At 63.6% G+C, this 19,921-nt stretch carries 23 protein-coding genes; 10 read left to right on the top strand and 13 right to left on the bottom strand.

Translation table 11 applies throughout. The features are described 5' to 3' along the window. Positions 1-37 precede the first annotated feature (37 nt). From gmhB to miaB, 9 genes are all read right to left on the bottom strand, one after another. Positions 38-625 carry a D-glycero-beta-D-manno-heptose 1,7-bisphosphate 7-phosphatase gene (gmhB, locus tag GCN78_RS18995; protein ID WP_152253092.1) on the bottom strand — a complete coding sequence of 196 codons (588 nt, stop codon included), beginning with the start codon at positions 623-625 and terminating at the stop codon, positions 38-40. After that, positions 625-2,727, bottom strand: a complete 2,103-nt coding sequence (gene glyS / locus GCN78_RS18990) for a glycine--tRNA ligase subunit beta (RefSeq protein WP_152253091.1) — start codon at positions 2,725-2,727, stop codon at positions 625-627. Before glyS ends, gmhB begins: the two co-directional genes overlap by 1 nt. Positions 2,728-2,766: 39 nt before the next feature. Further along, positions 2,767-3,684 (bottom strand): glycine--tRNA ligase subunit alpha, encoded by a 918-nt coding sequence (gene glyQ, locus GCN78_RS18985; protein ID WP_099376578.1) that lies wholly within the window; start codon positions 3,682-3,684, stop codon positions 2,767-2,769. Between the two features lie 147 nt (positions 3,685-3,831). Continuing rightward, a complete protein-coding gene (lnt, locus tag GCN78_RS18980; protein WP_226939726.1) occupies positions 3,832-5,421 on the bottom strand; it encodes an apolipoprotein N-acyltransferase in 1,590 nt (529 codons plus the stop codon). Positions 5,422-5,437: 16 nt separating this feature from the next. Further along, on the bottom strand, positions 5,438-6,316 hold the full coding sequence (locus tag GCN78_RS18975; RefSeq protein WP_034746750.1) for an HlyC/CorC family transporter: 879 nt from the start codon (positions 6,314-6,316) through the stop codon (positions 5,438-5,440). 117 nt (positions 6,317-6,433) lie between these two features. Continuing rightward, positions 6,434-6,856: a DUF4259 domain-containing protein gene (locus GCN78_RS18970; RefSeq protein WP_152253090.1), complete on the bottom strand. Its 423-nt coding sequence runs from the start codon at positions 6,854-6,856 to the stop codon at positions 6,434-6,436. A 4-nt stretch (positions 6,857-6,860) separates the two neighbouring features. Further along, complete coding sequence (ybeY, locus tag GCN78_RS18965; RefSeq protein ID WP_152253089.1) at positions 6,861-7,325, bottom strand: rRNA maturation RNase YbeY; 465 nt, start codon at positions 7,323-7,325, stop codon at positions 6,861-6,863. Then, entirely contained in the window at positions 7,309-8,373 is a 1,065-nt protein-coding gene (locus GCN78_RS18960; RefSeq protein ID WP_152253088.1) for a PhoH family protein, read from the bottom strand. Before GCN78_RS18960 ends, ybeY begins: the two co-directional genes overlap by 17 nt. Beyond that, the gene (miaB, locus tag GCN78_RS18955; protein ID WP_152253087.1) at positions 8,370-9,737 is read right to left on the bottom strand and encodes a tRNA (N6-isopentenyl adenosine(37)-C2)-methylthiotransferase MiaB; all 1,368 of its coding nucleotides are present in this window, start codon (positions 9,735-9,737) and stop codon (positions 8,370-8,372) included. The genes GCN78_RS18960 and miaB overlap by 4 nt, the downstream gene beginning before the upstream one ends. A 651-nt stretch (positions 9,738-10,388) precedes the next feature. Here miaB and GCN78_RS18950 point away from each other — a divergent pair. Beyond that, the gene (locus GCN78_RS18950) at positions 10,389-10,715 is read left to right on the top strand and encodes a hypothetical protein (RefSeq protein ID WP_034746769.1); all 327 of its coding nucleotides are present in this window, start codon (positions 10,389-10,391) and stop codon (positions 10,713-10,715) included. A gap of 116 nt (positions 10,716-10,831) precedes the next feature. Here the strand turns inward: GCN78_RS18950 and GCN78_RS18945 are convergent, their stop codons facing one another. Continuing rightward, on the bottom strand, positions 10,832-11,677 hold the full coding sequence (locus GCN78_RS18945) for an HDOD domain-containing protein (protein ID WP_152253086.1): 846 nt from the start codon (positions 11,675-11,677) through the stop codon (positions 10,832-10,834). Continuing rightward, positions 11,674-12,003 carry a hypothetical protein gene (locus GCN78_RS18940; RefSeq protein ID WP_319633142.1) on the bottom strand — a complete coding sequence of 110 codons (330 nt, stop codon included), beginning with the start codon at positions 12,001-12,003 and terminating at the stop codon, positions 11,674-11,676. Before GCN78_RS18940 ends, GCN78_RS18945 begins: the two co-directional genes overlap by 4 nt. A 215-nt stretch (positions 12,004-12,218) precedes the next feature. On the opposite strand from GCN78_RS18940, the gene GCN78_RS18935 reads away from it, so the two are divergent. From GCN78_RS18935 to GCN78_RS18925, 3 genes are read left to right on the top strand one after another with little or no spacing between them, the layout of a single operon-like run. Then, entirely contained in the window at positions 12,219-13,784 is a 1,566-nt protein-coding gene (locus GCN78_RS18935) for a sensor histidine kinase (RefSeq protein WP_152253085.1), read from the top strand. A gap of 15 nt (positions 13,785-13,799) precedes the next feature. Next, the gene (locus GCN78_RS18930) at positions 13,800-14,387 is read left to right on the top strand and encodes a DUF1697 domain-containing protein (protein WP_152253084.1); all 588 of its coding nucleotides are present in this window, start codon (positions 13,800-13,802) and stop codon (positions 14,385-14,387) included. A 19-nt stretch (positions 14,388-14,406) separates the two neighbouring features. After that, entirely contained in the window at positions 14,407-14,586 is a 180-nt protein-coding gene (locus GCN78_RS18925; RefSeq protein ID WP_099376588.1) for a hypothetical protein, read from the top strand. 76 nt (positions 14,587-14,662) lie between these two features. Here GCN78_RS18925 and GCN78_RS18920 read toward each other — a convergent pair whose 3' ends face one another. After that, positions 14,663-15,070, bottom strand: coding sequence for a PEP-CTERM sorting domain-containing protein (locus GCN78_RS18920; RefSeq protein WP_152253083.1), 408 nt, complete (start codon positions 15,068-15,070; stop codon positions 14,663-14,665). Between the two features lie 333 nt (positions 15,071-15,403). Between GCN78_RS18920 and GCN78_RS18915 the strand changes: the two genes are divergently transcribed. From GCN78_RS18915 to GCN78_RS18900, 4 genes are read left to right on the top strand one after another with little or no spacing between them, the layout of a single operon-like run. After that, the gene (locus GCN78_RS18915) at positions 15,404-15,757 is read left to right on the top strand and encodes an ArsR/SmtB family transcription factor (RefSeq protein ID WP_152253082.1); all 354 of its coding nucleotides are present in this window, start codon (positions 15,404-15,406) and stop codon (positions 15,755-15,757) included. Positions 15,758-15,764: 7 nt separating this feature from the next. After that, complete coding sequence (locus tag GCN78_RS18910) at positions 15,765-16,190, top strand: YeeE/YedE family protein (protein ID WP_152253081.1); 426 nt, start codon at positions 15,765-15,767, stop codon at positions 16,188-16,190. After that, on the top strand, positions 16,190-16,618 hold the full coding sequence (locus GCN78_RS18905; RefSeq protein WP_193316796.1) for a DUF6691 family protein: 429 nt from the start codon (positions 16,190-16,192) through the stop codon (positions 16,616-16,618). Before GCN78_RS18910 ends, GCN78_RS18905 begins: the two co-directional genes overlap by 1 nt. A 43-nt stretch (positions 16,619-16,661) precedes the next feature. Then, positions 16,662-17,519, top strand: coding sequence for a ChaN family lipoprotein (locus GCN78_RS18900; protein WP_152253079.1), 858 nt, complete (start codon positions 16,662-16,664; stop codon positions 17,517-17,519). Positions 17,520-17,533: 14 nt separating this feature from the next. On the opposite strand, the gene GCN78_RS18895 is transcribed toward GCN78_RS18900, so the two are convergent. Beyond that, positions 17,534-18,361: an IclR family transcriptional regulator domain-containing protein gene (locus tag GCN78_RS18895; RefSeq protein WP_152253078.1), complete on the bottom strand. Its 828-nt coding sequence runs from the start codon at positions 18,359-18,361 to the stop codon at positions 17,534-17,536. Positions 18,362-18,526: 165 nt separating this feature from the next. Between GCN78_RS18895 and GCN78_RS18890 the strand changes: the two genes are divergently transcribed. Continuing rightward, entirely contained in the window at positions 18,527-19,228 is a 702-nt protein-coding gene (locus GCN78_RS18890; protein ID WP_152253077.1) for a 3-oxoacid CoA-transferase subunit A, read from the top strand. Positions 19,229-19,240: 12 nt separating this feature from the next. Further along, positions 19,241-19,882 (top strand): 3-oxoacid CoA-transferase subunit B, encoded by a 642-nt coding sequence (locus GCN78_RS18885; RefSeq protein WP_152253076.1) that lies wholly within the window; start codon positions 19,241-19,243, stop codon positions 19,880-19,882. Positions 19,883-19,921 lie beyond the last annotated feature (39 nt).

The following is a 19,921-nucleotide window of genomic DNA, read 5'->3' as shown; positions in this document are numbered from 1 at the left end:
GAACAGGGAAATATTACGCAATGCGGTTCTCCGAAGATTAGATACTCAATGCCACGGTGGGCGCAGGTGCCGCGGGCGCCTTGAGCAGGTGGCTGACGACGGCGGCCAGGTCGGGGAAGACCTGCGTGCCAGGCGGCAGGCCACCCGTCTCGTTGGTTTTTTCGCCCTTGCCCGTCAAGACCAGGTAGGGCACGCAGCCGCTGATGAAGCCTGCCTGCAGGTCGCGCAGCGAATCGCCGACCGTGGGCACGCCTTTCAGGCTGGTGTTGTAGCGCTGCGAAATCTCATGGAACATGCCGGGCTTGGGCTTGCGGCAGTCGCAGTTGTCCGCGCCCGCGTGCGGGCAAAAGAAGATGGCGTCGATATCGGCGCCTACCTGCTGCGCCAGGGTGTGCATCTTCTGGTGGATCGCGTTCAACACCGTCATGTCGAAATATTCGCGCGCGATGCCCGACTGGTTCGAGGCGATGACGACGCGATAGCCGGCCTGGTTCAGGCGGGCGATCGCTTCGAGCGAACCGGGTATCGGCAGCCATTCGGCAGGCGACTTGATGAAGTCCGGCGAGTCATGATTAATGACGCCATCGCGGTCGAGAATAATCAGTTTCAGCGCCGGCGTACCCATTATGCCGCCAGCTTGGAAATGTCGGCCACGCGGTTCATCATGCCGTGCAGGGACGACAGCAAGGCCAGGCGGTTGTTGCGCAGGGCGACATCCTCGGCCATCACCATCACGTCATTGAAGAAGCCATCGACGTCGTCGCGCAGCTGCGCCAGCGTTTGCAGGGTGCTGGTGAAGTCGCCCTTGGCGAAGGCCGCGTCGACTTCCGGCTGCACGCGCGAGACGGCGGCGGCGAGTTTTTTCTCCGCTTCGTCCTGCAGCAGCGCCACGTTGACGCCGCCGGCGGCGACCAGGCTCACGGCTTCCTCGTTCTTTTTCAGGATGTTCGTGATGCGCTTGTTGGCGGCGGCCAGCGAGGCGCTTTCCGGCAGGGCGGCAAACGCCTGCACGGCTTCCAGGCGCTGCACGATGTCGTCCAGGCGGTCCGGGTTTTGCGCCACGACGGCTTCGATTTCATTCGGCGAGAAGCCGCGCTCGCGCAGGATGCCGCGCAGGCGGTCCAGCATGAAGGTGGTGACGTCCGCCACAGGGTCCTTGAAGCCGGGAATGGCTGCGAACTGCGCGGCCGCATCGGCCAGCAAGCCCTGGATCGACAAAGGCAGGCGCTTTTCCAGCAGCATGCGCAGCACGCCCAGCGCGTGGCGACGCAGCGCGAACGGATCCTTGTCGCCCGTCGGCGCCAGGCCGATGGACCAGATGCCGACCAGGGTTTCGAGCTTGTCGGCCAGGGCCACGGCGGTGCCGGTGGCGGTCGACGGCAGGGCGTCGCCGGCAAAGCGCGGCTGGTAGTGTTCGGAGGCGGCCAGCGCCACTTCCTCGGCTTCGCCGTCATGGCGCGCGTAGTACGTGCCCATGATGCCTTGCAGCTCGGGGAATTCGCCCACCATGTCGGTCAGCAAATCGGCCTTGGCCAGCAGGGCGCCACGTTCGGCCAGGGCCACGTCGCCACCCAATTTTGCGGCGATGGCGCCGGCTAATGCTTTTACTCTTTCTGTGCGTGCCGCCTGCGTGCCCAGCTTGTTGTGGTAGACGACGTTGGCCAGCAGCGGCAGGCGCGATGCCAGAGTCTTCTTCTTGTCTTGCTCGAAGAAGAACTTGGCGTCCGACAGGCGCGGGCGCACGACGCGCTCGTTGCCGCCGATGATGTGCTCGGGCGTGTCCGTCTCGATGTTCGAGACGATCAGGAAGCGCGAGCGCAGCTTGCCGTCGCTGTCGGTCAGGGCGAAGTATTTCTGGTTCGTCTGCATGGTGAGGATCAGGCATTCCTGCGGCACGGCCAGGAATTCTTCCTCGAAGTGGCATTCATACACGACCGGCCATTCGACCAGGGCCGTCACTTCATCGAGCAGCGCTTCGGGCATCAGCACCTGGTCGGCGCCGGCTTTTTCCAGCAGCTGGGCGCGGATGCGTTCCTTGCGTTCCTCGTTGCTGGCGATGACGCTGGCGTTGAGGATCAGGGACGGCGCATAGTTTTCCGCGTGCGCGATGGTGATCGGTTCGCCATCGGTGAGGAAGCGGTGGCCCAGGGTGGTGCGGCCGGCCGTCAAACCCAGCAAGGTCAATGGCAGGATATTGATGCCGTGCAGGGCGATCAGGCTGTGGGCCGGGCGCACGAATTGCACGGTGCTGCCGTCCGGGCGCTGATAGCTCATCAGCTTTGGAATCGGCAGCTTGGTGGCCGATTCGGCCAGGGCAGCTTGCGCGCCCGTGGCGAGCTGGCTGCCGGGCGCCGTGTAGGTGTAGAAGAAGCTTTCGGCCTTGCCGTCGGCGGCGCGTTCCAGCTCGGCCACCGTCAGGTCGGGGAAGCCCAGCGCGGCCAGTTTCTTGGCCAGCGGCGGCGTGCCGTTGCCGTTCGCGTCCAGCGCCACGGAGACGGGCAGGACTTTTTCGCGGATGGATTTGTCGGGCGAGACTTCGCGCACGTTGGTGATGGAAACGGCCAGGCGGCGCGGCGAGGCGTAGCTGGTGGCGACGCTGTCGGCTTCGAGGAAGTCGCGCGCTTTCAGGCCGTTGACGATGCCGGCCGTGAAGGCGGCGCCCAGTTTGGCCAGCGCTTTCGGCGGCAGTTCTTCGGTCAGCAGTTCGATGAGCAGTGTTTGGTTCATGGTGTTCTTGTCTGGTACGGCGGTGTATGAGCTAGGCGATCAAGCGGCGGCGGGTTGGTCTGCGGCGGGCAGCATCGGGAAACCGAGGCGCTCGCGCGAGTCGTAATACGCTTGCGCCACCAGGCGCGACAGGGTGCGCACGCGGCCGATGTAGGCGGCGCGTTCCGTCACCGAGATGGCGCCGCGCGCATCGAGCATGTTGAAGCTGTGCGAGGCCTTCATGATCTTCTCGTAGGCGGGCAGGGTCAGTTGCAGCTCGATCAGGCGCTTCGCTTCCGCTTCGTAGTTGCCGAACTGTTCGAACAGCAGGTCCGTGTTCGCGTGCTCGAAGTTGTAGGTCGATTGCTCCACCTCGTTCTGGTGGAAGACGTCGCCGTAGGTCAGCTTCTTGGTAATCCCGTTTTCTTCCCACTCCGTCCACACCAGGTCATACACGTTCTCCACGCCTTGCAGATACATGGCCAGGCGTTCGATGCCGTAGGTGATTTCGCCCAGCACGGGCTTGCAATCGAGGCCGCCGACTTGCTGGAAGTAGGTAAATTGGGTCACTTCCATGCCGTTCAGCCAGACTTCCCAGCCCAGGCCCCAGGCGCCCAGGGTCGGGCTTTCCCAGTCGTCTTCGACGAAGCGCACGTCATTCTGCTTCAAGTCCAGGCCCAGCGCGGCCAGCGAACCCAGATACAGGTCGAGGATGTTTTCCGGCGCCGGCTTCAAGACCACCTGATACTGGTAGTAGTGCTGCATGCGGTTCGGGTTTTCGCCATAGCGGCCATCTTTCGGGCGGCGCGATGGCTGCACATACGCGGCGCGCCAAGGTTCCGGGCCGATCGCGCGCAGGAAGGTACCGGTGTGGAAGGTACCGGCGCCGACTTCCATGTCGTAAGGCTGGAGCAGGGCGCATCCTTGCTTGTCCCAATAGGTTTGCAAGGTCAGGATAATTTGTTGAAATGTGAGCATCGTATGAGTTCGCCGCGCGCGAGGCTGCGCTTTGTTAAGGTTTGCTTGAAGCCCGGGCGCATGCTTGGAAGCGCGTCCGGGCCGGAGTTTTGCTAATTTTAGCGGTTTTTAGGGGCCCACTGTGACTCTTCGGGCAATATCGGCCGCTTATTGCTGTGCCGCGCGGCCACGGCGGGCGGCGCGCGACAGCAGGAAGGCCGTCAGCAGGGCCAGCGCGGCCAGGGCCAGCACCAGTTTATTGCCATAGAGAATGTATGGCGTCATGCCGCCCATGCCCTGCACCTTGGCCGCCAGCGTGGCTTGCTGTTCCGGCGGCAGCAGGCTTCGCACGACGCCCTTGCCGTCGATGACGGCGGTGGCGCCCGTGTTCGTCGAGCGCAGCATGGGGCGTCCCGTTTCCAGGCTGCGCATCTGCGAAATCTGCAGATGCTGCGGGATGGCGATCGAATCGCCAAACCAGGCCAGGTTCGAGATATTGAGCAGCACGGAGGCCGATTGCTTGCCGCCGCGGTGGGCGCTGGCCAGCTGGCCGGCGATTTCCTCGCCAAACAGATCTTCGTAGCAGATATTCGGCAGCACCAGCTGGTCGCGCACGGGCAAGGGCGCCTGCACCTCGGCGCCGCGGCCCATGTCGCCCAGCGGGATGGCCATCATGGCGACAAACCAGTGCAGGCCGGGCGGCACGAATTCGCCGAACGGCACCAGGTGGTGCTTGCGGTACTGGTAGTACGGTCCCGGCGCGCCGTTGGGCGTGATCCCCAGCGCCGCATTGTAGAAGCGCTGCTGTTCGTCGAGCACGGGCATGCCGACCAGGATCGTGCTGCCCGTCTGCTGCGCATACGTCGCCAGGCTATCCAGATAGCCGGGCGGCAGCTGGTGCGGCAGCACGGTGACGGCCGTTTCCGGCGTGGCGATCAGGTCGGCCGGCGCGCTGGTGATGGCGCCCTGGTACATCTGCAGGGCGCCGAGCACGAAGCCAGGGTCGAATTTCTGCTGCTGCGGCACATTGCCCTGCAACAGGCGCACCGTGATCGGGCGCCCGACCGGATGCGTCCAGTTCACGTACTGCAGGCCGAAGCCGGCGGCGTACAGTGCGATGACGCCGCCCAGCGCGCTCCAGCGCGTGCGGTGCAGGGGGTGGACTAGCAGCAGCAGGGCGCCGGCCGACAGCGCCGCCAGCCAGCCCAGGCCGTACGAACCGACGATGGGGGCGAAGCCGCCCAGCGGGCTGGCATTGTGGGCGTAGCCGGTGGCCAGCCACGGGAAACCCGTAAACAGCCAGCCGCGCGTCCATTCGAACAGGGTCCAGGTCGCGGGCAGCACCAGCAGGGTCATGGCGGGCAGCGAAAGTACCCAGCGCTGGCGCAGCCAGGCGGCCGCGCCCATGGCCAGGGCCACGTAGATGGCCATCAGGAGGGCCAGCAGGGCCACGGCGATGGCGGCGATCGGTGCGACCATGTCGCCATAGCGGTGCATCGAGATGTACAGCCAGTGCGTGCCGGCCGCGCACCAGCCGAAGCCGTAGGCCCACCCGATCAGCGCGCCGGCCTTGACGTTCGCTGCGCGCAGCACCTGGTAGAACAGCACGCCCAGGCTGAGGATTTGCAGCGGCCAGTAGCCGAAAGGGGCGAACGCCAGCACCGCGACGGCGCCGGCGATGGCGGCAGTCAGCATGCGCGCCCACGTGCTGCGGGGCGGTTTGGCGGGGGCGTTGGGGTCGGCGCGTCTGAAACGCATCTACAGCACGCGCATGTCAGAGTTCCAGTTCCGGCACGTTGGGCAGGCGCTCGACGAGCAGCACGTGCACCTGGCGCGCATCGGCGCGCAGCACCTCGAAGCGCAGATTGCCCAGATCGAAAATGTCGCCCTTGTGCGCCATGCGGCCCAGGTACTTCGAGACGAGGCCGCCGATGGTGTCGACGTCGTCGTCCACCAGGTGGCTGCCCACTTCTTCGTTGAACTGTTCGATCTCGGTCAGCGCCTTGACGCGCCAGCGGGGGCCGAACTGGCCTTCCTTGAGCGAGAGGATATTGTCCTCGGCTTCGTCGAAGTCGTATTCGTCCTCGATATCGCCGACGATCTGTTCCAGCACGTCTTCGATGGTGATCAGGCCGGCGACGCCGCTGTATTCATCGACGACGATGGCCATGTGATTGTGGTTGGCGCGGAAATCGCGCAGCAGCACATTCAGGCGTTTCGATTCGGGGATGAAGATGGCGGGGCGCAGCATGTCACGCACGTCGAAAGTTTCTTCTGCGTAATAACGCAGCAAGTCTTTCGCCAGCAGGATGCCGATGACCTTGTCGCGCTCGCCTTCGATCGCGGGGAAGCGCGAGTGGGCGGTGGACAGGACTTCCGGCATCCATTCCTCGATCGGCTTGCTGATGTCGATGACATCCATTTGCGAACGGGGGATCATGATGTCGCGCGCGCAGAGATCCGATACCTGGAACACACCTTCGATCATCGACAGGGCGTCGGCGTCGATCAGTTTGCGTTCATGCGCATCGTGTAGAACTTCGAGCAATTCTGCACGGTTCTCTGGCTCGGGGGAAATGAGTGCGGTCAGGCGTTCAAACAGTGACCGGTGGGGCTTGACGTCAGTTCTGACGCCACTAGGGTGCTCGGGCATAGGAGGCGTGAGCCGTTGTTGCGAAGGGATATAGGATACACCAAAAGTGGGGGAATACCGGATTTCCCCGCTTTTGATGCAAATTTAATACGTTGAAGTGCGCCGTTGCCCGATGTTTTACGCGGCGTCCGCGCCCAGCACGCGGCTGCGCAAGGCCGCCACGTCGGCCTGCCAGTCGGCGTAATGCTCGCTGTCCTGCCACAGCTGGCGCAGTTCCGACGCTTCCGCGCCGATCTTGTCGAAGGCCAGGCGTGCCTTGTCCAGCAGCGGCGGCGTCACCTTCTTCTTGCAGGCGGCCACCCACTTGTCCACTTCCGCCGTGGCCGGGTCTTCCTCGCCCGGCTTGCCCAGCAGGCGGGCGATCACTTCCAGCGCGGCCAGGGCCTCGGCGGCGAACGGCGCCTCGAGTTCCGCTTCCTGGCTGTCGATGACGTTGTCGAGCGTTGTCTCGACCAGTTCCAGGGTTTTATATTCGTGCAAATCCTGCGCCCAATCCATGGCGTAGTCGTTGCCGAAGGCGTCAGTGGCCCAGGTTCCCATGGTCTTACTCCTTGTACGGGTCGGTGATGCCGAGTCTTGCGAGGATTGCCGTTTCCAGGCCCTCCATTTCGGCCGCTTCCTCGTCATCCATGTGGTCGTAGCCCTGCGCATGCAGCACGCCGTGCACGATCAGATGGGCCGTGTGCTCTTCCACGCTCTTCTTTTGCTCTTGCGCCTCCTTTTCCAGCACGTCGGTGCACAGGATGATGTCGGCCCGCGTCGGCTCGTCGTCATTCAATTCTTCGCCTTCGTTGTAGGCGAACGTCAGCACGTTGGTGGCGTAGTCCTTTTCGCGGTAATCGCGGTTCAGGCTGCGGCCTTCCTCGGCATCGACGAAACGGATGGTGAATTCGGCGGGGGCGAACAGGGCCGCCTTGACCCAGCGGCGCACTTTCGGGCGCGTGATCAGGGTTGCCAGGCGGGCGTCCGGGTATTGCACGGACAGGGACAGTTTATTTTTTTCGGACATGTTTGGCGGCAGCTGGTTTCAACAAGGGGAGTAACTGGGCGGCGTCGGCGTTGGCCGCCTGCGCCGTTTCATAGGCGTCGACGATGCGCGCGACGAGCGGATGGCGCACCACGTCGGTGCTGTTAAATTGCGTGAAGCCGATGCCGCGCACGTCCTTCAATACGTGCACGGCGTCGATCAGGCCGCTCGTCTGGCTCTTGTGCAGGTCGACTTGCGTCACGTCGCCCGTCACCACGGCCTTGCTGCCGAAGCCGATGCGCGTCAAAAACATCTTCATCTGTTCGACGGTGGTGTTTTGCGCCTCGTCGAGAATGACGAAGGCGTGGTTCAGGGTGCGTCCGCGCATGTAGGCCAGCGGGGCGATCTCGATCACCTGTTTTTCAAACAGTTTTTGCGTGCGGTCAAAGCCCAGCAAATCGTACAGCGCATCGTACAGGGGACGCAGATACGGGTCGACCTTTTGCGCCAGATCGCCCGGCAGGAAGCCCAGGCGTTCGCCCGCTTCGACGGCCGGGCGCGTCAGGATGATGCGCTTGACGGCGTCGCGTTCGAGCGCGTCGACGGCGCAGGCGACGGCCAGGTAGGTTTTACCCGTGCCGGCCGGACCGACGCCGAAGCTGATGTCGTGTTCGAGGATGTCGCGCAGGTAGGCGATCTGGTGCGGGGTGCGCCCGCGCAGGTCGGCGCGCCGTGTTTTCAGCACGGGGCTGGCGATGTCCGGTTCGACGAAAGTGCTGACGGGCGCGTTGGCGTGGTGTTCCGAGGCGGCGGACAGGCCCGCGCGCTGTTCCACCAGGGCCAGCTGCACTTCTTCCAGCGGCACGACCTTGTTGGCGATGGCGTAGAACTGTTCGAGGATTTCCACGGCGCGCTCGGCATTGCTGCCGCCGACGATGAATTTCTCGCCGCGGCGGAAGATCGTCACGTCGAGGGCGGCGGAAATCTGGCGCAGGTTTTCATCGAGCGGGCCGCACAGGTGCGCCAGGCGCGTGTTGTCCAGCGGCTCGGGAATGAAGTAATGCGGCTGTATCGGGGCTTTGGTTTTCAACTGGCTCTTTTCAATGCGGGTGCGCTGGCGACGAGTTCGCCGCGCAGGGTGTAGGAATGGCTTTCGGTGATGCGCACGTCGACCAGCTGGCCGACCAGCTGCAGCGCATCCGCGCCGGCGTCGAAATTGACCACGCGGTTGTTTTCCGTGCGGCCTTGCAGTTCGCTGTCATTGGTGTCCTTCTTCGAGCGGCCTTCGACGAGGATGGTTTGCACCGTGCCCACCATGGCCAGGCTGTATTTGCGCGTGTTGGCGTCGATGGCCGCCTGCAGTTGCTGCAGCCGCGCCAGCTTGACCTCATGCGGCGTCTCGTCTTCCAGGTTGGCGGCCGGCGTGCCGGGGCGCTTGCTGAAGATGAAGCTGTAGCTGTTGTCGAAGCCGACGTCGGCGATCAGTTTCATCATCGCGTCGAAATCGGCCTGCGTCTCGCCAGGAAATCCCACGATGAAGTCGGAGGAAATCGCCATGTTCGGGCGCACGGCGCGGATGCGGCGGATGATGGACTTGTATTCGAGGCCCGTGTAGCCGCGCTTCATGGCGCCGAGGATCTTGTCGGAACCGTGCTGCGCCGGCAGATACAAATGGTCGACCAGTTGCGGGATCTTCGCGTAGGCATCGATCAGGCGCTGCGTGAATTCCTTCGGGTGGCTGGTGACGAAGCGCATGCGCGCGATACCGGGAATGTCGGCCACGTATTCGAGCAGTAGGGCGAAGTCGGCGATGTCGCCGCCTTCCATGGCGCCCCGGTAGGCGTTCACGTTCTGGCCCAGCAGGGTGATTTCCTTGACGCCCTGGGCGGCCAGGCCCGCCACTTCCGTCAGCACGTCCTCGAAGCGGCGCGAGACTTCCTCGCCCCGCGTGTAGGGCACGACGCAGTAGCTGCAATATTTGCTGCAGCCTTCCATGATGGAAACAAACGCCGAGGCGCCGTCCACCTTGGCCGGCGGCATGTGGTCGAACTTTTCGATTTCCGGGAAGCTGATGTCCACTTGCGCATCGCCGCTGGCGCGGCGCAGTTCGATCATCTGCGGCAGGCGGTGCAGGGTTTGCGGGCCGAAGACCATGTCGACATACGGCGCGCGCTTGACGATGGCGTCGCCTTCCTGCGACGCCACGCAGCCGCCCACGCCGATCAACAGGTGCGGCTTGGCCAGTTTCAGCTCGCGCAGACGGCCCAGGTCGGAAAACACTTTTTCCTGCGCCTTTTCGCGCACGGAGCAGGTGTTGAGCAGGATCACATCGGCATCTTCCGGCGTGTCGGTGCGCACCAGGCCATCGGAAGCGCCCAGCACGTCGGCCATCTTGTCCGAGTCGTACTCGTTCATCTGGCAGCCGAAGGTTTTAATGAATACTTTTTTCTGCATGGAGTCGGATGCTTATCGGTAAATGTGGCAGCAAATAAGTGTGGCGGAAAATAAGCCGGGCAGGGGGCTCGCGCTATGCGCCGCTCGGATGGGAGGCGGTGGAGGACCGACCGGGCGCCTCGGGCTTCCCGCTGGCAGGCTCGCTGCCAGTTCAGGCCATAGTTTAGCGTAAATCGCCGGGGCGGGCCATGTTGTGCTTACCTTGCCGACAAGGTTGCCGCGTGACTATGCCGTCATGTGTCGCGATGCTCAAAAGCATTTATTGCCCTGCGACACCATTGATTTGTAACAAGTTGCTGCAAAGCCTTGTGCGCGCCCGCTGGCGTCCTAATGTGTTGAAATAGCATCGTTGCCAAGCCAACCAGCAGCTTGATTGATATTTAACAATCAGGAAGTTTGCGCGAGGCGCAGATGCCGCGTGTTTGGGCTAGTATATTGCCTTATATGCAATTCATTTCAGTGGGTTGCACGTGCGTTTACTCACGCGGCAGGTTGCGTACGTTGGCTGGGCGTGGCTGTGCGAGTCCTGTACAGGCAGTGCGATAAGGAGGGAGGGCTGAATCCGATGGACAGACGTTTATTTGAACACTCTAAGCCAGCCTTAAGTTCGTATCGGCATTATTTTCTACATTCACCAGACGAGGAAAAATCATGGCACATCATGCATTAGCATCGCAAGAGAGTTACAACCCGAATCACCTGCTGGACATTCTGCTGAGCAAGATGCAGCTGAAAAACGACGCAGCCCTGTCGCGTCTGCTCGAAGTGGCGCCACCCGTCATCAGCAAGATTCGCCACCACCGCTTGCCGGTCGGCGCTTCGCTGCTGATCCGCATGCACGAAGTGACGGGCATGAGCATCCGCGACTTGCGCGACTTGATGGGCGACCGCCGCACCAAGTATCGTCTGTCCGACGCCCAGGGCCGTCCAAAAGCGGAAGACCGCGGCGATGCGCAAGAATCGAATTACGCGCACTGATGTGGCGGTTGGACGCTGACTGTGCCGCTTGCCTAGCTGCTGGCGGCATGGACACACCGCAGTACCCTTGACGGCTTTCGCTTCGCGGCGAGAGCCGTTTGCGTTTGCGGCAATGCTTAGCTCAGCAGTGCCGAAGTGATTTCGTCGTAGCGCAGTTCCGTTTCGCGGAACAGCTGCAGATACGTGTCTTCGCTCAGGCCCAGCGCGTCCCAGGCCAACGGCGAGACGCGCGGCACCATGTCGTCGCCCGCCTGCGCCAGGTCGAGCGCGCAAACGACGGCATTGGCCACGTGGATCAGCGACGCGAGGAAGCCTGCCCCCGGCGTTTCCGGCTGCAGGTAATTGGCCAGCGCCAGGCGCATGGTGTCGGAAAAATTCCAGTGTTCGGCCAGCGCCACGCCCGCCTGCACGTGGTCCACGCCCAGCACGGTTTGCTCCGCTTCGAGCAGGCTGCAATCGTGCGCCGCCTGGTAGGCGATCGCCTGCGCGTACTGGGCGGGAAAGCTGCTGACCAGCACCAGGCGGCCGATGTTATGCAGCAAGCCGGCCGTGAACGCGTAATCCTGGTTGAAGCGGATCTGCCGCGCCAGCACCTTGGCGCAGGCGGCCGTCGCCACCGAATGGCGCCAGAAGGCCTTGTCGTCAAAGCCGGGGCAGCGTCCTTCCGGGAAGCAGCCCGTGATGGCGGCCGACGTGATCAGGCTGCGCGTGGTCTGGAAGCCCAGGTAGGTGATCGCCTGCTGGATGGTGGTGGCTTTCACTTGCAAGCCATATTGCGACGAGTTGGCCAGGCGCAGGGTTTTCGCCGTCAGCGCCTGGTCGTACGACACTTTTTTGGCCAGCACGGAAATATCGACGTCGTCCTGATCGATGCTATTCAACAGTTCCATGACGACGGCGGGCAGCGACGGCAGGTCATCGAGGTGGGCGACGATATCGTCGAGCGTCAGCAGGGTGCTCATGCGACCTCTCCCGTACCCAGGCGGTAAGCCGCGACATAGTTGCGCAGCAAGGTGGTGGCCGCGTCCAGGGGATCGTCCGGGTCGTGCTTGCGGAACAGGTAAGCCAGCCGTTCGCTATCGGCCGCCCGTTGCGCGGCGATTTCTTCCGGCGACGGTGGCGGCGCCTGGATCGGCAGCATGTCGATGTTGTGGCGCGGCATCAGAGCCAGCATGTTTTCCGTCAATACCGCGCCTTGCGGCAACAGCACTTGTCCATGCGCATCGAGCAAGACATCCGACAAGACCATGCCGGGACGAACTTGTTCCAGGGGGAGATGTTGATGCATGACCGTCATGACGACTCCTTAGATGATTGCGGGATATTACCATTGCCATGACGCAATGTCTCAACCTGTATCAAGGCCGTTGTGGAAAACGCCATTGCTGTAAATCTTGCCAATAAGCATGTCATACCGTACATTTGATTCAGGCTGTTGTCCGCTGACGTCTGTGCGCCCGCGCCGCGGGCTGGCGGCCGGCCTGGCCCGGGGAGTATCGATTGATGGTGAGTATCAAAGTCCGGCTGACCCTGCTTTTTGTCGTGATCGTCACCGTGGTGCTGGGCATTTCGGGTTCTTATACCCAATATACACTGAGCCAGGAACTCGAATCGGGCAGCGCGCGCCTGCGCAGCGGCGTGCTTACGCGCTTGCAGACCAGCTTGCCTTCCGCCCTGTGGGATCTCGATAAGTCCAAGGTCGACAGCATCGTCGCGGCCGAAATGCTGCCGCCGGAACTGGTCGGCATTCGCGTCTACGACGCCTCGGTCGGCCTGTTCGCGGGCGAAGTGCGCGACGCGGCCGGCACCCTCGTGCCTTTGACCTCCGACGTCGCCATGGGCGGCACGCCCGTCGAGGCGCCGCTGGTCTTCCGCGACGCCGTGGCGGCCGCCAGTGGCGGCAAGCCGGTGATCGTCGGCAAGGTCATCGTCAATTTCAGCCGCGCCCAGATCGATGCGGCATTGCGCAGCGAAGTGCGGCGCAAGGTGCTGGAAGTTTTGCTGCTTGACATCATTTTGGTGGGCGCCCTGGCGCTGAGCCTGCGCATCGTCTTTGATCCCCTGAAACAGTTGCGCGACGGCTTGATCGACCTGGCCACGCGGGGCAGCGACGACGTCGAAGAGCTGCCGGAGAACCGGCGCGACGAGCTGGGCGACGTGATCCGCGGCTTCAATGCCGTGCAGCGCAAGCTCAAGTCCATCATCGAGGACAGCCGCGAGGCGGAAGACATGGCGCGCCGCTCGCAGCAGGAGACGGCGCAAGCCATGGATGAGCTGCGCCGCGCGCAGGAATCGTTGCTGCAGTCGGAACGCCTGGCCTCGCTGGGCAGCCTGGTGGCGGGCGTGGCGCATGAAATCAACACCCCGGTGGGCATCGCGCTGACCAGCGCCTCGGTGCTGAAGGAAGCCACCGATCACATCAGCGCGGCGGTGGCCGGCGGCAGCGTCAAGAAGACCGATATCGTGCGCTACCTGGAAACGGCCGGCGAGAGCGCGCGGCTGATCATGAACAATGCCTATCGCGCCGCGCACCTGATCCACAGCTTCAAGCAGATCGCCGTCGACCAGGTCAGCGAGGCGCGCCGTTTGTTCGAATTGCGCGACTATATCGGTGAAGTGATCTCGAGCCTGCAGCCGACCCTGAAAAAGACGCATATCCGCATCGATATCGATTGTCCGCCTGACATCATGCTCGACAGCTATCCGGGCGCGCTGGCGCAGGTGCTGACCAACCTCGTGTTGAACTGTGTTGAGCACGCCTTCGATGCGGACACGGCCGGTAACATCCATATCGGCGTGCGTCGCGACGGCGACTCCATCGCCATGCAGGTGCGCGACAACGGCCGCGGCATCGCGCCCGACATGCTCGACCGCGTGTTCGACCCGTTTGTCACCACGCGGCGGGGGCAGGGCGGCACCGGACTGGGCTTGAATATCGTGTTCAACTTGATTGCCAAGCAGTTTGGCGGCACCATCACGGTCAGCAGCATCCTGGGCCAGGGCGCGACGTTCCTGCTGCGCCTGCCCACGGTGACGCCATTGCCGGAAAGCACCAGCAGCCCGGCCTAGGCAAGGAGAAGAGACATGGCACAGCCAGAAAATAGTCAGCAAGTGGCGCTTTTGCGCGGGATCAATGTGGGCCGCGCCAAGCGCGTGGCCATGGCCGACTTGCGCAAGCTGCTGGGCGACCTGGGTTTTACGCAGGTGCGTACTGTACTCAACAGTGGCAATGTCGTGTATGACGGGGGCAAGGTGGCGCCGGCCGACGCCGCTGCCCGCATCGAGGAGGCGCTGGTGCTGAAACTGGGCGTGGCGGCCAGGGTGACGGTGCTGTCGGCCAGCCAGTTTGCCGAACTGATCGAACAAAACCCCCTGGCACCGGCGGCCGATGCGGCCCGTCTGCTGACCTTGGTGCTGAACAATCCGGCCGACATGCAGCGACTGGCGCCCTTGCTGCGGCAGCCGTGGCAGCCGGAAGCGCTGGCGCTGGGCCGCTGGGCCGCATATGCCTGGTGTCCCGATGGCGTGCTGGCCAGCAAGGTGGTGGCGGCGCTGGGCGTGCTGCTGGGCGATGGCGTCACCTCGCGCAACTGGGCCACCATGCAAAAATTGCATGTGCTGCTGAACGGGCCCGATGCGCCAGCCACATCTTCCTTTGCCAAGGAGCATTGATGTCTTCCATGGTGACGCCATGAACTGGGATATCGTCAAGGGCGTGCTGATCCTGCTGGTCGCCGTCAGCGCCCTGGGCACGGCCTTCGTGCTCATTTCCGCCTCGGGCACGGACAAGGCGGCCTGCATCGCGCGCGCCCTGAAATCAGGCATTCCGGTGGGCAATATCGAACGGGTCTGCCGCCTGCTGGACAAATGATGGCGACACAAAAAAACATTCCGCACCAGGCGGAATGTTTTTCAGCAATGCCGTACCAGTGCCAGAGCCGGCTCCGTCAATTATCGAATTTTTCCTGTTTTTCGCCGTGCAGGCTCAAGGCCACCAGGCCTATTCCCACCAGCAACATCGAGTACATGCTTGCTTCAGGCACGGGGGCCGGCACGTTGGCTTGCTGTGCGGGCGCGGCCGTCACGGACTTGGGCGGCGCCAGGGCCGCATGACGCGCGCCAATGGTGCTCCAGTGCGGTGCCGCGCTCGCGTTGCTGCTGGCCAGCAGGCGTGCATACGGCAAGTCCGGTGTTTCCCAGCCGGGGTTATTATTCAAGCTGATGCTTTCATCGATCGTCACGTGTTCGCCGGCTTCCTGCAGCTTGCCGGTCGCGCTGTCGCTGACTGCCGCCATGCTCCATGTGCTGGCCGACAGCGCCAGCAAGGCAATGCATAGTGGCGGATTGATTCCCATCTTGCTCTCCCTGTTGTTCACCGCGCGGCGCAGCCGAAACCGGCTTGCGCATGGACGGACAATTCGCCTGTACGGGGGCGTATCATGGTTTTTCTGCTGACCTCCCATTACAACATGGATCGTGACAATTTTGATACGTTTATTTCCTGTTTATTACGAATATTTGTCATTTTGATAGCGCAAACATGATCGCTGCCGCACACTTTGCATGAGTACGCTATCGCCGAAAAACACTGTTGTTTTTTTGTGCGAATCGCCAGCAGGAAAACAATATATTGATTAGTATATTGTTTGTCGCATGATGATCAATATGACCGCCTGTGGGAGGGCAAGATGGAGACAGTCGCAACACAACACGCCGAATACAACGTCGACGCCATGCGCGGCGCGGCCTACAAGGCCAGCTCGCTGCTCAAGGCCATGGGCAATGCCGACCGCTTGATGCTGCTGTGCCAGCTATCGCAGGGCGAGCATTGCGTCAGCGACCTGGAGCAAAAAGTGGGCATTGGCCAGCCGACCCTGTCGCAGCAGCTGGGCGTGCTGCGCGAAGAGATGCTGGTGGCCACGCGGCGCGACGGCAAGCAGATCTATTACCGCGTCGCCAGCGCGCCCGTGCTGGCCGTGCTGCAAGTGCTGTACGCGCAATTTTGCGCGCCGCGGCCCCCGTTCAACGACGAAGCGGACTGAGGCAGCCATGCACATCGACTTGCAGCACTTTACGCCGTGGACATCGCTGGCTGGCGGCATGCTGATCGGCCTGGCGGCGGCGATCTTGATCCTGTTCAACGGACGGATCGCCGGCATCAGCGGCATCGTGGGCGGCCTGCTGCGTCCGCGCCAGGGCGACCTGGGCTGGCGCATCGCCTTTCTTGCCGGCCTGATCGGCACTCCCCTGCTGTATTCGCTATGGCAAGCCTTGCCGCCCGTGCAGATCGACGCGGGCACGCCCGCCCTGATCGTGGCGGGCCTGCTGGTGGGCGTGGGCGTGCGCTATGGCGCCGGCTGCACCAGCGGCCACGGCGTGTGCGGCCTGTCGCGCCTGTCTCCCCGTTCGCTGGCGGCCACGTGTGCCTTCATGGCGGCCGGTTTCCTCACCGTCTATCTGTTGCGCCACCTATGATGAAAATCCTGTTCTCCCTGTTGAGCGGCCTCGTCTTTGGCCTGGGCCTGATCGTTTCCGGCATGAGCAACCCGGCCAAGGTGCTCGGTTTCCTCGACCTGGCCGGCGCCTGGGATCCGTCGCTGGCGCTGGTGATGGGCGGCGCCATCGGCGTGGCCATGCCCGCCTTCTGGCTGGCGCGGCGGCGCGGCACGGCGCTGCTGGGCGAGCCCATGCAATTGCCGGCATCGCGGCGCATCGACCGGCGCCTGCTGCTGGGTAGCCTGGCCTTCGGCGCGGGCTGGGGTATCGCCGGTTTCTGTCCCGGCCCCGCCCTCGTGTCCCTGCTGGCGGCCCAGCCGAAGGCCTGGCTGTTTGTCGGCGCCATGCTGGCCGGGATGGTCGTGTTTGAAGTGCTGGAGCGCCGCAAGCTGCCGGCGCCGGCCTGAGACGGTACAATCTGGCGCATCGCCACTCTGGATACCCGCTGACATGAAGACCGTGATTTTCCGCGCCGGCGCGCGCACCGCCCTGCTGTGCAGCATGCTGGCGCTGGCCGCCTGCGGCAGCTTGCTGAAGAAGGAAGCGCCGCCCGCTCCCGCCCCCGTGGCCGACGCCTTGCCCAATCCACAAGTGTTGCTGCTGGGTGAAGTCCATGACAATGCGCAAGGCCAGCGCCTGCGCGTCGCCGAATTGCAGCGCCGCCTGGCGGCCGGCTGGCGTCCCGTGATTGTCATGGAACAGTTCGACCGCGAAAACCAGGCCTTGCTGACGCGCGCCGCGCGCGATTGCGCCGACCCCGATTGCATCATCCGCGTGATGGAGCAGCCGCGCTGGGACTGGAGCTTGTACCGGCCCGTGCTGGACCTCGTCATCAGCTACCAGCTGACCCTGGTCGCCGGCAATCTGTCGCCGGCCGATGCCTCGCGCATCGTGCGCGACGGCATCCAGTGGGCCATGCCGCCCGCCATGGTGGCCACCTACCTGGCCGCGCCCGTGCCGGCCGATATCCTCGACGGGCAAGAGAAGGAAGTCCAGGCAGCCCGCTGCAACATGCTGCCCGACATGATGATCAAAGGTGTCGTCAACGCCCAGGTGGCACGCGATATCTGGATGGCCAAGCTGATCCGTGACCAGGCGCCGCGCGATGTGGTGCTGATCGCCGCCAATGCGCATGTGCGCAAGGATATCGGCGTGCCACGCTGGCTGAAGCTGGCCGACCCGCAACTGAACGTGCGCAGCATCGGCTACCTGGAACAGGGCGTCGCCGGCTACCAGGGCACCTTCGACCTGACGCAAACGATGGCGGCGCAGCCGCGTCCGGACCCGTGCGCGAAGTTTAAAAAATAAGGTTCAAGAAATAATCACTGCTGCACCCGCACCAGGGCGCTGACCCGGCTTGCCGTATCGAGCAGTTTCGGCAGGCTGTGTTCCAGCAGGTGCGCCACGGACGGTCCCGCCGTCTGGCCGCTGACGTTGATCGCCGCCACCACCTTGCCGGCCCGGTCGAACACGGGCGCTGCCAGGGCGATCAAGCCCTGTTCCAGCTCTTCCTGCACCAGGCACCAGCCCTGGCGCCGCACTTGCGCAATCTCTTCCATCAAGACGTCGATATCGACCTTGGTCGCCGGCGTGATTTTCAGCAGCGCCATCTTCGACAGCCGTTCGCGCAGCACGTCGGGCGCCAGGCCCGACAGCAACACCCGTCCCATCGAGGTGCAATAGGCGGGCAGGCGGCTGCCGATGCCCAGGTTGATCGACATGGTGCGGTGCGCGGACAGGCGCACGACATACACGATGTCGTCGCCGTCGAGCACGGTGGCCGAGCACGACTGGCGCAAGGTCTGCATCAATTCTTCCAGCAGCGGCTGTGCCTGCGTCCACACGGGCAAGGACGACAGGTAGGCGTAACCGAGGTCCAGCACCTTGGGCGTCAGGCGGAACAGCCGCCCGTCCGCTTCCACATAACCGAGATGCAACAAGGTGTGCAGGATGCGCCGCGCGCCCGCGCGCGTCAGCTGCGCCCGTTCCGCCACTTCGCTCAAGGTCTGTTGCGGCGCCTGCGCGCCAAAGCTGCGCAGCACGGCCAGGCCGCGCGCGAACGATTGCACATAGCTGTCGCCGGGGCGCGGCGCGCCGTCGGCATCGGGGAGTTCTTCGGCGGAAAGGGGCGTGCTGCTGCGGTCGGTCATGGCAATTCCAATCGATCAAGGTGGCAATTATAGCCATGGCGCTGGTGAAAACGGCAAATTGACAAGCGCCCCGAACAGGCATATTCTCACGAATAAGTTCTAAATACGAATATTTGTTCGCAATACGAACAAATGTCTGATGAGTTTGATTGGAAGGAGACAGCAATGATCGACAAACTGCGTTCCAGCGTCCGTGATGCGCTGGCCGATATCCACGATGGCGCCACCGTCATGATTGGCGGCTTCGGCGGCGCGGGCCAGCCGGCCGAGCTGATCGACGGCCTGATCGCCCACGGCGCGCGCGACCTCGTCATCGTCAACAACAACGCGGGCAATGGCGACACGGGCCTGGCCGCCCTGCTGAAAAACGGGCAGGTGCGCAAGATCATCTGCTCGTTCCCGCGTCAGGCCGACTCCCACGTCTTCGACGCCCTGTACCGCGCGGGCAAGCTGGAACTGGAACTGGTGCCGCAGGGGAGTCTGGCCGAGCGCATCCGCGCCGCCGGCGCCGGCATCGGCGGCTTTTTCACGCCCACCGGCTATGGCACGGATCTGGCCAAGGGCAAGGAAACGCGCGAGATCGACGGCCGCATGTATGTGTTCGAGTCGCCCATCCACGCCGACTTCGCGCTGATCAAGGCGGAGCAGGGCGACCGCTGGGGCAACCTGACTTACCGCAAGACGGCGCGCAACTTCGGCCCGATCATGGCCATGGCCGCCAAGGTCAGCATTGCCTCCGTGCACGAGGTGCTTGAGCTGGGCAGCATCGACCCCGAGCACGTCATCACGCCGGGCCTGTTCGTGCAGCGCCTCGTGCAAGTGCCGCGCACGGCCACCGGCCCGGCCGGCTTCAAAGCTGCAGCTTGAGAAAGAAATAACATGAATAAATGGAATCGAGACCAGATGGCGGCCCGCGTGGCGGCCGACATCCATGAGGGCGCCGTCGTGAACCTGGGCATCGGCTTGCCGACCCTGGTGGCGAACCACTTGCCGGCCGGCGCGGACATCATCTTGCACAGCGAAAACGGCGTGATCGGCATGGGCCCGGCGCCCGCACCCGGCGAAGAAGACTATGACCTGATCAACGCGGGCAAGCAGCCCGTCACCCTGCTGCCCGGCGGCAGCTATTTTCACCACGCGGACAGCTTCGCCATGATGCGCGGCGGCCACCTGGACATCTGCGTGCTGGGCGCCTTCCAGGTGTCCGCCACGGGCGACCTGGCCAACTGGCACACGGGTGCGCCGGACGCCATCCCCGCCGTGGGCGGGGCCATGGACCTGGCCATCGGCGCGAAAAAAACCTGGGTCATGATGGAATTGCTGACGAAGACAGGCGAAAGCAAGCTGGTGCAGGCCTGCACCTATCCGCTGACGGGCATCGCCTGCGTCAGCCGCATCTACAGCGACCTGGCCGTGCTCGACCTGGGGCCCGCCGGCGCCACGGTCGTCGAACTGGCCGATGGCTTGAGTTTCGAGCAGCTGCAAGCGTTGACGGCCGTGCCGCTGACGGACGGACGCTGATTCACCGTCCCTATTCAATACACTTTCTTGGAGGAAAGA

It is taken from the genome of Janthinobacterium rivuli (assembly GCF_009208735.1).
Taxonomy (GTDB): domain Bacteria; phylum Pseudomonadota; class Gammaproteobacteria; order Burkholderiales; family Burkholderiaceae_D; genus Janthinobacterium.
This window is presented reverse-complemented; position numbering and strand designations above follow the sequence as displayed.